Below are 13,447 nucleotides of genomic sequence, written 5' to 3' on the forward strand. Positions count from 1 at the left end.
TAAAATTATATATATGTAATGATACTTAATATATCACTGTTATACATGTATTCTTTTAAACGAGATTATTTATGGAAAAAAAAACAAGCTGCCGTATAGCAGAGATTGTCCGAAAAACGACTGAGAGCACAATCTCTGTTTACGTTAATCTAGATGGTAGAGGTATTTCTCAGATATCTACTAGCATAGCGTTTTTAGACCATATGTTAAGACAGCTATCTTTCCATTCCTTAATTGATATAACAATCGAAGCTAAAGGCGATACAGATGTTGATTATCATCATACGGTTGAAGATATAGGGATTGTACTAGGACAAGCAATTTCAAAAGCTTTAGGTAATAGAAAAGAAATAACTCGATTTGCATCTATTGATCTTGTCATGGATGAGACAATGATAACATCTGCATTAGACATATCAGGAAGGCCTTTTTTGATATGGGACGTTCCATTTTCATCTCCTAAAATTGGAACTTTTGATACGGAATTAGTACAGGAATTTTTTCAATCTTTTTCTCAAAATTGTCGAATTACACTCCATTTAATAAAAAAACATGGAGCAAACAATCACCACCTTGCTGAAACATGCTTTAAAGCAGTAGCACGCTGTCTTTATGAAGCTATAAAACTTGATCCCAATCAAGCAGAACGAATTCCATCTACAAAAGGAATATTATAAAAGATATCTTAGTTCTTTTTAAAAGCTTTTTCTATTTTTTGGATATCCAAAGGAAAATGATTTAATATTTGAACTGACTTTTAAAGTACTATATTAGGTTCAACATGATGTAAATCCAGTAAATTTAATGGAATAAATAATGCACGTCACAGTTATTGATTACGGCTCTGGAAACCTCCATTCTGTTATAAAAGCAATTGAACGAGCAGCCTTAGAAGCAAGTATAAATGTAAATGTTGAATTAACCAAGCGCGCTGATGTCGTTATAAAATCTGATCGAATTATCTTGCCAGGCGTTGGCTCATATTCTGATTGTCGTGCTGGTCTTGATGCAATTCCTGATATGGTTGACACTATCCGTGAAGTCGTTGAAGTAAAACAAAGGCCTTTTCTTGGAATTTGTGTTGGTATGCAACTTATGTCTTTTCAAGGAACGGAAAAAACAACAACATCAGGGTTAGGATGGATCAAAGGGAAGGTTGTAAAAATACAATCGGATAAATATAACCTTAAAATACCGCAAGTTGGCTGGAATACATTAGATCTCTTGCAACCACATCCCTTGTTCAAAGGGATCTCTACTGGTAACAATGGACTACATGCTTACTTTGTTCATTCTTATCATTTAGAAGCAGAAAATCCTGAGGACGTTATTGCAACAACTCTTTATGGAGAACCAGTGACAGCTTTTGTCTGCCACAATAATATGGCAGGTGCACAATTTCATCCCGAAAAGAGTCAAAGACTTGGTCTCACTATGATTGCTAACTTCCTTCTTTGGAAAATTTGATATTCTATTCTTAAAAAGAGATTATAAATAATGGTAGTCATATGATTTTATTCCCTGCTATTGATATAAAAGATGGTAAATGTGTCCGCTTAAAACTCGGTGATATGGAACAAGCTACCGAATATAACCCAGACCCAGTAATACAAGCAAAAATTTTTGAAACCTCAGGCTTTGAATGGCTCCATTTAATTGATTTAAATGGGGCATTCTGTGGGAAAAGTGTAAACTCCAATACCATAAAAAACATACTGGAATCCACACAAAATCCGGTACAACTTGGCGGAGGAATAAGAACAATCAGTCAAGTAGAGTACTGGCTAGATAAAGGCGTAGCACGTGTAATACTTGGCACAACTGCAGTAAATAACCCTGAGATGGTTTATTCTGCTTGTAAACTTTTTCCCGGAAGAGTTGTCATCAGCATCGATGCAAAAAATGGAAAAGTATCAACAGAAGGATGGCTAAAAAACTCAGAAATAGGAGTTCTTGAATTAGCAAGAAGATTTGAAGATAAAGGTGTCGCGGCGATCATATATACTGACATCAATCGTGATGGAATGTTAACCGGTATTAATTGGGATTCAACCTTTTCTTTAGCCCATTCTATTTCAATACCAGTAATTGCCTCTGGTGGACTTTCATCAATAGAAGATATACATCATATTTTGCAATATAAAGATGTATCCTTGGAAGGAGTTATATCAGGACGTGCTCTTTATGACGGCACTATTAATGCTCAAGAGGCTTTATATCTGATTAAGGAAGCAAAAAGGAAAAAACATGAGTCTTAAAGTGCGTATTATACCTTGTCTTGATGTCAAAGATGGATGTGTAGTTAAAGGCATTAATTTTACGAACTTAATTAATGCTGGCGATCCTGTAAAAGCTGCTATGTATTATGATAAATCCGGAGCTGATGAGCTTTGTTTTTTGGATATTACAGCTTCATCTGATCAGCGTGACAACACCTTCGAATTAGTAGCACGCACTGCAGATCATTGCTTTATCCCTTTAATAGTTGGAGGAGGAATACGTACCATTGCCGACATCCGAAAACTTTTACTTTGTGGAGCTGATAAGGTATCCATAAATTCAGCTGCAGTAAATAATCCAGATTTTATCTTAGAAGCTACAGAAAAATTTGGTAGTCAATGTATTATTGTTTCTATTGATGCTCGAAAAATTTCAAAAGAAGACCAATCTGATCGTTGGGAAATTTTCACACACGGAGGCTCTGTTTCTACTGGAATAGATGCTATAGAGTTTGCGATCAATATGGCTGAAAAAGGTGCAGGAGAATTACTTGTGACTTCCATGGATCGTGATGGTACAAAAAGCGGATATGATCTAAAATTAACACGCAGGATTGCTGATTCGGTAGAAGTTCCAGTAATAGCTTCTGGAGGAGTTGGCAGTTTAAATGATTTGGCAGATGGTGTATTAGAGGGACATGCAAACGCTATTTTAGCGGCCTCAATTTTTCACTTTAAAGAGCATTCTATTGCAGAAGCCAAAAAATATATGGCGTCTCTAGGGATTCCTATCCGCCTTCATTAACCAAGTATATGCTAAGGAAAATACTTATGGAACAATTCTCTCTTTATGACCTCGAGCGAATCGTAGAACAGAGTGCCAATAAGGACCCAGAAGAATCGTGGACAGCAAGCCTTATCAAAGGAGGAAAAAACAAAGCAGCTCAAAAACTTGGAGAAGAAGCATTAGAAACAGTGATAGCTTCCATAAATAGTGATAGAAATCATCTTATTCATGAAACAGCAGATCTTCTTTATCATTTACTTGTTGTCCTTAAAATTGCTCACGTTCCTATAAAATCAGTAATGGTTGAATTAGAAAAACGCACCGCTCAGTCTGGTATTTTTGAAAAATTAAACAGAAAAAAATCTAATAATGTTTTCTGAGAAATCCACATCAGAAACAAAAAACTATTCACCATATCATTTCTTTACCTCAGAAGAATGGGCTAGTTTCCGAGCTAATACTCCCTTGACTTTAACTGAGGAAGAAGTAACCCGACTTCGTTCTTTTGATGATCCAATTGACTTATATGAAGTGCGAAAAATATACCTATCCTTATCACGACTCTTATCAATACACGTAGAAGCATCTCAAACGCTTTTTCAGAAACGAAGGGTTTTCCTTAATCTTAAGAGCTGCAAAAAACCTTTTATAATTGGTATAGCTGGGCCAGTTGCAGTAGGTAAATCAACTACAGCTCGTATATTAAACGAACTCCTGGCTAGATGGCCTTCTAGTCCTAAAGTAAATCTTGTAACTACAGACAGTTTTTTATTTCCTAATTCCATTCTTGAACGCAAGGGTCTTATGGAACGTAAGGGCTTTCCAGAAAGCTATGATCTACCTAAACTTCTACAATTTCTGTCTGATATCAAAGCTGGACAAGAGAAAGTAATTGCACCATGTTATTCCCACCTAAAATATGATATCCTGAATGGAGAATTCTCTGAAATCAATCAACCAGATATATTAATTCTTGAAGGAATTAATGTATTACAGCCACAATATTTTCCAAAAAACGGGAAAATAATACCCATGGTTTCAGATTTTTTTGATTTTTCAGTCTATATAGATGCAGAAGAAAATTTAATTCATAAGTGGTATTTAGATCGTTTTATGAAATTCAGAAAAACTGCCTTTCTTGATCCAAATTCTTACTTTCATCGCTATGCTAAAATTGATAAAAAACAAGCTTGGGATATTGCAGAGAAAATCTGGAAAAATGTAAATTTAAAAAACTTACACAAAAATATTATGCAAACACGGAAAAGAGCTGATCTTATTTTACGCAAAGGAGAAAACCACTTGGTGCAAAGCGTACAATTAAGAAAAATTTAATTCAAAACCTAAGATTACAAAAATTAATCTTACCATATTTATTAAGATATCAATTCAATTTTCAACATGTTATCATCAAATCTCATCATAATTTTATGATTTTCTATATCAAATACTCCCATTAAAGTCTTTTCATCATCACAAAATAAAGCTCGCAGAGTATTCCTACAAAAAATCTTCAAATATTAAGTGTTTCAAGATTATAAAGTTTTCTTGCTTTTTTTCTTAACTGCGCTTGATAGAATAGAATTATCAACACTACTTTCAAATTTAACAAAATTATCAGAAAACATTGATATCAGTTTTTCTGATTGCACATCATAGTCATCGCTATTACTCCAAATTAATCGAGGATCTAAAATATTTTTATCAACCCCGATTATTTCTAAAGGAACAGAAAAACCAAAATTTTTATCTATACGATAACTAGATTCATGAATGCTTTCTTCAAAAATTGCTTTCAAGATCGCGCGGGTTACTACAATGGATATTCGCTTACCTATACCATAAGGACCACCAATCCAACCAGTATTTACAAGCCAACAACGAACATTATGCCTTATAATAAAATCTTTAAGTAAATTTCCATATTCAACAGGATGGCGTGGCATAAAAGGTGCACCAAAACAAGTTGAAAAAGTAGCTTCTGGCTCCAAGATACCTTTCTCTGTACCAGAAACTTTAGCAGTATACCCAGAAAGAAAATAGTACATAGCCTGCTCAGGCGTTAACCTGGAAACAGGGGGTAAAACTCCAAATGCATCCGCAGTTAACATTATGACATTTTTCGGATGCGCTGCCATGCCTACATCTGAAGAGTTTTTAATAAAACAAAGTGGATAGGCAGCACGGGTATTTTCTGTAAATGAACTATCCTTAAAATCTGGTACACCGTCATCATCAATAACAACATTTTCAAGAACTGTACCAAAACGTTGTGCAGCAGAAAAAATCTCTGGCTCTACCTTTTCAGAAAGATTGATTGTTTTAGCATAACAACCACCTTCAAAGTTAAAAATACCATTATCAGCCCATCCATGTTCATCATCTCCAATAAGAACACGTGATGAATCTGCTGAAAGAGTCGTTTTTCCTGTTCCAGATAAACCAAAAAACAAGGCAACATCACCCTCTTTACCAACATTTGCAGAACAATGCATCGGCATTATCCCTTTTTTTGGAAAAATATAATTAAGAAATGTAAATACAGATTTTTTTATTTCTCCAGCATATGAAGTACCACCAATTAAAACAATACCATTTTTAAGATCAACTGCTATCACAGTTTTTGATCGACATCCATGTCGATCAGGATTAGCATTAAAACTTGGAATATCAATAATTGTCAGCTGTGGAACAAAAGAAGATAGTTTTTTCCTATCAAGAGATATTAAAAGATTTCGAATAAACAAAGAATGCCAACAAAGCTCAGTTATAACCCGAACAGGTAATTCATGTTTTGGATTATTACAAGCTATTAAATCTTGTACAAATAATTCTTTACCTTTGATATATTCTAACATATCAGTTTTTAATAAAGAAAAATGTTCAATAGATATCGCGTTATTATTTTCCCAAAATACTGTACTACAAGTAATATCGTCTTTTAATATAAACTTATCTTTAGGAGAACGACCCGTGTGATGTCCTGTAATTACTCTCATTACTCCATTAGAAGTGAGATTACTTTCACACCGACGAATAGACTCTTCATACAACATATTTGTATTAAGATTATAATAAACACACGCTGCATCTTCTAATTCGAAAGTTTTTTTCTGAATATCGAGATTATGAAGACCTATTTCCTTCATAATTTTTCCCTTCTCTATTTACGACAAGCTAAAAATTATTTTAAAATCAATTTAATAAAAACAAAAACCTTAATATAAAAAATGAGTTATTAATGCAATTAAAATTAAATCCTTAATGACTTAGATAAGTGCTATTTTCAAGATAAATATATTATTTAATGCTTAAAATGCATCATTTATCTATATTTATTTAATGTTTTTTATAATTAGCACTTGTGCTTTTTTATATGATCCCGTAACTGCGCTTGAGAAAAGAGCAAATTTAATGGAGAATAGTAAAATGTATACAATAGCGCTCGTAGATGACGATCGCAATATCCTTACCTCAGTATCTATAGCATTAGAAACAGAAGGATATAAAGTAGAAACATATACAGATGGTGCGTCTGCTCTGGAAGGGCTTCTTGCACACCCACCTCATTTAGCTATTTTTGATATAAAAATGCCACGTATGGATGGTATGGAGCTCCTTCGTCGTTTACGACAAAAATCAGAATTGCCTGTAATCTTTTTAACATCCAAAGATGAAGAATTAGATGAACTCTTTGGATTAAAAATGGGCGCAGATGATTTTATAAAAAAACCTTTTTCACAACGTCTTTTAGTTGAGCATGTTAAAGCTGTTTTACGAAGAGTATCAAATCGTGAAACGCCTATTTCTGCGAACAAGAATGCTTCTTTACAACAAGCACGGTTTCTTGAGCGAGGGCATTTAATGATGGACCAGGAACGTCATGTTTGTACCTGGAAAGAAGAAAATGTAACTCTCACTGTAACTGAATTTCTCATTTTATACTCGTTAGCACAGCGCCCTGGTGTTGTAAAAAGCAGGGATGCTTTAATGGATGCTGCTTATGATGAACAAGTTTATGTTGATGATCGTACAATCGACAGTCATATTAAAAGGTTACGGAAAAAATTCAGGCTTATTGATAGCAACTTTGATATGATTGAAACTCTTTATGGAGTCGGATACCGTTTTCGTGAAATGACTTAAATTTAATACTCTACAAGGATAAGAGAATATTGCTACTATCTAAGATAGATAAAACTCTCGATGACAGTGAGGGAAAATTTTATGATACAAAGAGTTATATCTGGCTGCAACCTATAACTATAATTCATCAGTTTTTTCGTAATGCAGTATTTTCTAGTCTTACTCGCCGAATCCTGTTTTTCAATCTTACAGCTCTAGTATTTTTAGTCAGTGGTATTATGTACCTTAATCAATTCCGTAAAGGATTGATTGATACACGAGTAGACAGTCTTCTAATTCAAGGTGAAATTATTGCAGGAGCAATTTCTTCTTCTGCATCGGCAGATGCAAATTCTATTAATATAGATCCAGAAAAATTAATGGAACTCAAAGCGGGGCAAAGTTTAATTCCTTCTCATAACAAAGAAGAATTTGATTTTCCTATAAATCCAGAACGCGTTGCTCCTATTCTAAAGCAATTGATTTTACCTACACGAACTCGTGCACGTATTTTTGATGCAGATGCCAAACTTCTTCTTGATTCAAGTTATCTATTTTCATATTCACGTGAACAAATTATTCGTTCTGAACTTCCTTTAGTTGAATCAAAAAAATTTGAATGGAAACAGACCTGGTCTAACTGGTTCAACTCCCTTTTACAGCCTACTCATCTTCCTGTGTATAAAGAATTGTCCAATGGAGATGGATCTATTTACCCAGAAGTTACTAATTCTTTGGCAGGAGTTCGCGGAAAAACTGTAAGAATTACTGATCGAGGAGAATTAATGGTTTCAGTATCTGTTCCAATACAACATTTTCGTTCCATATTGGGTGTTCTCCTTCTTTCAACAAAACCAGGAGATATTGACAATATCGTATATTTAGAACGTCTTGCAATTCTTCGTATGGCAGGTGTAGCAACACTTGTGAATATCGCATTATCATTACTTCTTTCATCAACTATCGCTAATCCATTGCGTAGGCTATCTGCAGCAGCCATTCGTGTAAGTAGTAAAACAAGATTTCGTGGTGAAATTCCTGATTTTTCTTCTCGCCAAGACGAAATTGGAAATTTATCTATTGCTTTACGTGAAATGACTACAACCCTTTACAATCGCATTGATGCAATAGAAAATTTTGCAGCTGATGTTAGCCATGAATTAAAAAATCCTCTTACGTCTCTTAGAAGCGCAGTAGAGACATTACCTCTAGCTCCAACAGAAAATGCAAAAAAAAAGATTGCTTGATATTATACAACATGATGTAAATAGACTGGATCGATTAATTAGTGATATTTCAAATGCTTCACATCTTGATGCAGAACTAGCACGCACTGATGCAAAACCTGTCGATCTAGAAGCCTTAATAGGAAACCTTGTAGAAATATCACGTCAAATATCTTCTGGTTCCAAACAAGTAATCATAGACTACATTATTGAACGTCGTCCTGGAAAAAAAATAAATTTTATTGTTAATGGCTATGATCTAAGACTCGGGCAGGTTATTATTAATCTCATCGAAAATGCTCGTTCTTTTGTGCCAGAAGAATCTGGTCGAATAGTTGTACGTTTATGCCGACAACGAACACGTTGTATTGTCCATGTAGAAGATAATGGACCAGGAATACAGGCTGAAAATATAGATAGAATATTTGAAAGGTTCTATACTGACCGCCCCTCAAACGAAGCTTTTGGTCAAAACTCAGGCTTAGGCTTATCCATTAGCCGTCAAATTGCTCATGCTCATGGTGGTTCTCTTAAAGCAGAAAATATTATGAATAAAACAACAAATAAAATTATAGGTGCTCACTTCATTTTATCATTGCCTGCAGTGAGTTTAATGTCAAAAAATGAAAAAACTCTACTCTAAAAAATTTAATCTTCATGCTACAGTAATTGCTGTAGGAACATCAGGTATAGTTTTCATCGGTCCATCAGGATGCGGGAAATCGCATATGGCATTACAAATTCTATCTATAGTTAATCAAGCAGGACATTTCTCAGCTCTTGTAGCCGATGATCAAGTCTTCATCTATCAATATCAAGATATATTTATTGCAAAACGACCTGAATCAATATCTAATCTCATCGAAATACGAGGAACAGGTATATTCCAAGTCACAAGTATCCCTGCCGTTCGCCTTAATTTTGCTGTGACACCGTATGAATTTGATAAAGAATTACGCTTACCTCCTGAAAATGAAACTTTTTCGCTCACAGAGAGATGCAATATACCTCTTATCAGAATTCATCAGAATGCAACTAACCCAGCAGCAATTTTAGCAATATCTATTCCAGAGTTATCATTTTTAATCTAAAAAATATTTCTATAAAAAATCTCCACATTAATTGATACTTCTATTGCTCTCATCTATATAATAAAGACTTTTTTATTACAAAAAAACGAAAATACATTTTCGTAAAACTCTCCTATTGGGTATATTCTTAATGTTATTTAATGTTTATTTTAAAATAAAAAGTACTTTTATACAGCTATTATAAAAATTAAAAAAAAATATAAGCTTTTAACTACAAATATAAGTTATTCTATCAGTGTAATAAAATATATCGTTGGAGCTCTGTTAAATATGATTGGATTGGTTCTAGTAACTCATGGAAATATAGCTGAAGCTTTTAGTATTGCTGTAGAACATATAGTCGGACCTCAGAGACTTATCGAAACGATTTCAATAAACCCTGCGGATGATTTAGAACGTTGTCGTCAAGATATGATAAAATCCATAGAAAATGTAGATGAAGGAAAAGGTGTGATTATATTGACAGATATGTTTGGAGGTACTCCTTCTAATCTTTCTATTTCTGTTATGAAACCTGGTTATATTGAAGTAATCGCAGGCATAAATTTACCAATGCTTATAAAGCTTATTGGTGTCAGAGGTGATAATGATATACAGAAAGCTTTGAATGAAGCAGCAAATGCTGGACGAAAATATATAAATGTTGCAAGTCAACTTTTATTAAGCAAATGAAGTAATATTGATGCCTACAATCACAAAGGATTTAATTATTATTAACAAGCGTGGCTTACATGCCCGTGCATCTGCGAAATTTGTGCAAACAGTAGAAAAATTCCGAGCGACTGTAAGTGTTTCTCGAGAAGGAACAACTGTTGGCGGAAATTCTATCATAGGATTAATGATGCTTACTGCAAGTCTTGGATCAATTATTAGAATATCTGCAACGGGACCACAAGCAGTTGAAGCATTTAATGCAATTGAACAACTGATAATAAATCGATTTTATGAAGAAAGTTAGCACTTTAAAATATCCTTGTCTTTCTCAAAAATAGATCTTTTATGAATTTCTGTACAATAAATCTCATTCTTTAAGAAGAAAATACGGCTGAATTGAAAAAACAATGTTACCTTAGCTCGTTAAGCTAAGTATCGTATAAAATATCTCAAGCTATTTATTTTGAAAAAAGAAAGGAAAAAATTCTAAGAAAGTCTCTTTTGATTAAGATTTAACAATAAAGAAATATATAAAATTCAACTTTTTTCTAAAATTACTTTACTAAAAACTTGATTACATATTCAATAATTCAAAATTTATTAAAATAGAATATATAAATTATATAACCATCCAAACCCAAATAAAATAGGAAATAAAACATCTTACTTTATATAAAGCTTTAACAAACGACTGTTTTCAGGGTTCATATGAAAATGGTATTTTATACAATACTCAGAAAAGGGTATTTAAAGAATATTTGTCCCAATTCAGGTATTTATAATTTAAATACGTTTTAAAGGAATCAAAGATGTTAAAAAATATAAAATAATAAATGATACCAGCATTTTTATCTATTTTACTGATACATGCCACAATATGTTTTAAAAGTCGGCATCGTTCTAAAAAGGTTCTTGATAATAGGCACAACTAAAAGAATGATTACAAGTATAGCAAAAACAGAGATAGGTAATGGAGAACTACTTAATCCATGGATATTCTCTTACTCTAAAGTTATGATAATCTCAATGACAATTGGAATAATCTCTGCAACTGTTATTTTTATAATTTTCCTTATCCGACAAAAAAAATCTCTAGAAGGAAGAATAAATGAAATTTATTCTTCTCTTTCAGAAGCTTGCTCCCAATTATCAAAATATCAATCATTAATATATGGAAACAACTGCCGTATTGTTATATGGGATGGGCCTAATGGCCATCCTGAAGTCATAGGACAACTCACAACAGATACAGAAATACCTCAAGAGGATGCTCTATTTCTTTCTTTCGAAAATTGGTTAAAACCTGAATACAATAGTGAATTTGAAAAAGCTTTAGAAAAACTGAGAACAAAGGGTCAAAGTTTTGATCTTCTATTACAATCTAAACAAAATCATATTTTAAAAGTTGAAGGGAGGGTATCAGGAAGTTGTGCTTTTGCAAGATTTCTAACATTAAAAAATACTGATGAAGAACTCTCTGAGATAAAATTAAAATACAGTAAATTAAAAGATCATATTTCAATTTTTAAATCACTGTTCAATGTTCTTGATTTTCCAATATGGCAATACAATCAATACGGGCAACTTGTTTGGGTTAACAATAATTATACTAAATCTGTGAAAGCAGCAAATTTCAAACAAGTAATCACTGAAAATCGTTCTTTTCTTAATGAAGAAACTCTTAAACGTATACAAGAATCTTCTATATTGGGCTTGCCTTTCCATGATAAAATTTCGATTACAGATGACAAATCTCAAAAACTCTATCACATAATAAGCATTTTTGAACCTCAAGGATCATCTGGTATAGCGATAGATATATCAAAAACAGATGAATTATATCGTGAATTAAGTCGTAGCCATGAAAGTCACATTAAGACTCTAAACCACATTTCTATTCCAATTGCTATATTTGATAATGAGTACCATTTAAGATTTTATAATCAATCATTTGTAGATTTATGGCAAATAGATATTAAGCTTTTAGAAGCTAAACCAACTAACGATGAATTACTGGAACTTTTACGTTCGACAAATAAGTTGCCTGAACAACTTAATTGGAAACTATGGAAAGAAAAAGCTCTTTCTATTTACAAATCGCTTGAGATATTCAAAGATACTTGGCATTTACCTAATGGACAAACACTTTGTGTGACTTCTGCCCCTCATTTACAAGGAGGAGCAATCTTGATGTTTGAAAATCAAACGGCTCAAGTTGATCTTCAAACTAAATACAATACTCTTGTAAAAGTACAAGGAGAAACTATAGACCATTTATCAGAGGGCGTTGCTGTTTTCGGTCCAGATGGAAGAATCAAACTATCAAATCCTACATTTCGATTATTATGGGGGATTACAGAAGAACAAGTATGCTCTGGAACTCATATCAGCAGCATCGTTTTAACGTGCTCAAAATACTACAATAAACCAGATGGTTGGAAGCTTTTTGCTGCAATAATTACTAGTTTTGAAGACGAACGTAAAGCTTTAAAAGGAAAGCTCGAACTATTATCTGGTTTAGTTTTAGAGTATTCTGTTATTCCTTTACCTAATGCACAAACTATACTGACATTTGTTAATGTAACTGACTCTGTTCGAGCAGAACGAGCATTGACTGAAAAGAATGAAGCACTTCGTAAGGCGGATGAAATAAAAAATGATTTTGTTCAACATGTTTCTTATGAATTACGTTCTCCTCTCACTAATATCATAGGCTTTACAGACTTATTGAAAACTCCTGCTGTAGGAAATTTAAACTCTCGACAATCTGAATATATTGACTATATTTCTACTTCATCATCTCTTTTATTAACATTAGTAAACGATATTCTAGATCTTGCTACCGTTGATGCTGGAATCATGCAGTTGAATTACATTGAAATTGCTTTAGATGACCTTCTTGATGATATAGCAACACGTATTTCTGACAAGATCCATAAAAGTGATTTGACTTTAGAAATTATCGCACAAAATTCACTTGGTTCTATTATTGCTGATCAACAACGTTTAACACAAATTTTTATGAAACTCCTTGGAAATGCAGCAAATTTTGCTCCCAAAGGATCAATAATAACCTTAAAGGCTTCTCGTGATGGAAATAATTTTGTTTTCTCAATTACAGATACTGGCCCAGGAATATCTGAAGATATGCTTAAAACTGTATTTAATCGATTTGCTTCAGGTTCACATCATGGTAAACGTGGAGGCGCAGGTTTAGGACTGTCTATTGTTGAAAGTTTTGTAAATCTTCATAATGGAAAGGTTTTTATTGAAAGTTCCGCTAATAAAGGAACAACAGTTACTTGCTGCATTCCTTCAAAGGAAATTTTATAAAAATAAACTTCA

Annotated in this window: 12 protein-coding genes and 1 pseudogene; 12 read left to right on the forward strand and 1 reads right to left on the reverse strand. The window is 33.1% G+C overall.

Annotated features, from left to right (window positions below):
* The first annotated feature begins 71 nt into the window (after positions 1–71).
* The 6 genes from hisB (at position 72) to coaA (ending at position 4,341) form a co-directional block, all read left to right on the forward strand.
* On the forward strand, positions 72–677 hold the full coding sequence (gene hisB, locus B488_RS06600; protein ID WP_015273766.1) for an imidazoleglycerol-phosphate dehydratase HisB: 606 nt from the start codon (positions 72–74) through the stop codon (positions 675–677).
* A gap of 139 nt (positions 678–816) precedes the next feature.
* Entirely contained in the window at positions 817–1,467 is a 651-nt protein-coding gene (hisH, locus tag B488_RS06605; protein WP_015273767.1) for an imidazole glycerol phosphate synthase subunit HisH, read from the forward strand.
* Between the two features lie 41 nt (positions 1,468–1,508).
* Complete coding sequence (gene hisA, locus B488_RS06610; RefSeq protein ID WP_015273768.1) at positions 1,509–2,258, forward strand: 1-(5-phosphoribosyl)-5-[(5-phosphoribosylamino)methylideneamino]imidazole-4-carboxamide isomerase; 750 nt, start codon at positions 1,509–1,511, stop codon at positions 2,256–2,258.
* A complete protein-coding gene (hisF, locus tag B488_RS06615; RefSeq protein ID WP_015273769.1) occupies positions 2,248–3,024 on the forward strand; it encodes an imidazole glycerol phosphate synthase subunit HisF in 777 nt (258 codons plus the stop codon). Before hisA ends, hisF begins: the two co-directional genes overlap by 11 nt.
* 26 nt (positions 3,025–3,050) lie before the next feature.
* Positions 3,051–3,386 carry a phosphoribosyl-ATP diphosphatase gene (locus B488_RS06620; RefSeq protein ID WP_015273770.1) on the forward strand — a complete coding sequence of 112 codons (336 nt, stop codon included), beginning with the start codon at positions 3,051–3,053 and terminating at the stop codon, positions 3,384–3,386.
* On the forward strand, positions 3,376–4,341 hold the full coding sequence (gene coaA, locus B488_RS06625) for a type I pantothenate kinase (protein WP_015273771.1): 966 nt from the start codon (positions 3,376–3,378) through the stop codon (positions 4,339–4,341). The genes B488_RS06620 and coaA overlap by 11 nt, the downstream gene beginning before the upstream one ends.
* 200 nt (positions 4,342–4,541) lie before the next feature.
* Here coaA and B488_RS06630 read toward each other — a convergent pair whose 3' ends face one another.
* The gene (locus B488_RS06630; protein ID WP_015273772.1) at positions 4,542–6,155 is read right to left on the reverse strand and encodes a phosphoenolpyruvate carboxykinase; all 1,614 of its coding nucleotides are present in this window, start codon (positions 6,153–6,155) and stop codon (positions 4,542–4,544) included.
* A gap of 280 nt (positions 6,156–6,435) precedes the next feature.
* Between B488_RS06630 and B488_RS06635 the strand changes: the two genes are divergently transcribed.
* The 6 genes and pseudogenes from B488_RS06635 to B488_RS06660 all read left to right on the forward strand — a co-directional run bounded on the left by B488_RS06635 (position 6,436) and on the right by B488_RS06660 (position 13,435).
* Positions 6,436–7,152, forward strand: coding sequence for a response regulator transcription factor (locus B488_RS06635; protein WP_041771207.1), 717 nt, complete (start codon positions 6,436–6,438; stop codon positions 7,150–7,152).
* 29 nt (positions 7,153–7,181) lie between these two features.
* Positions 7,182–9,000, forward strand: a pseudogene (locus tag B488_RS06640) (stimulus-sensing domain-containing protein).
* Positions 8,981–9,448 carry an HPr kinase/phosphorylase gene (locus tag B488_RS06645; protein WP_015273775.1) on the forward strand — a complete coding sequence of 156 codons (468 nt, stop codon included), beginning with the start codon at positions 8,981–8,983 and terminating at the stop codon, positions 9,446–9,448. Before B488_RS06640 ends, B488_RS06645 begins: the two are co-directional and overlap by 20 nt.
* A 270-nt stretch (positions 9,449–9,718) precedes the next feature.
* Complete coding sequence (locus B488_RS06650; RefSeq protein WP_015273776.1) at positions 9,719–10,120, forward strand: PTS sugar transporter subunit IIA; 402 nt, start codon at positions 9,719–9,721, stop codon at positions 10,118–10,120.
* Positions 10,121–10,130: 10 nt separating this feature from the next.
* On the forward strand, positions 10,131–10,406 hold the full coding sequence (locus B488_RS06655; protein ID WP_015273777.1) for an HPr family phosphocarrier protein: 276 nt from the start codon (positions 10,131–10,133) through the stop codon (positions 10,404–10,406).
* Positions 10,407–11,038: 632 nt separating this feature from the next.
* Entirely contained in the window at positions 11,039–13,435 is a 2,397-nt protein-coding gene (locus B488_RS06660; protein WP_015273778.1) for a sensor histidine kinase, read from the forward strand.
* Positions 13,436–13,447 lie beyond the last annotated feature (12 nt).

Origin of the sequence: Liberibacter crescens BT-1, assembly GCF_000325745.1 — a bacterium.
GTDB lineage: Bacteria > Pseudomonadota > Alphaproteobacteria > Rhizobiales > Rhizobiaceae > Liberibacter > Liberibacter crescens.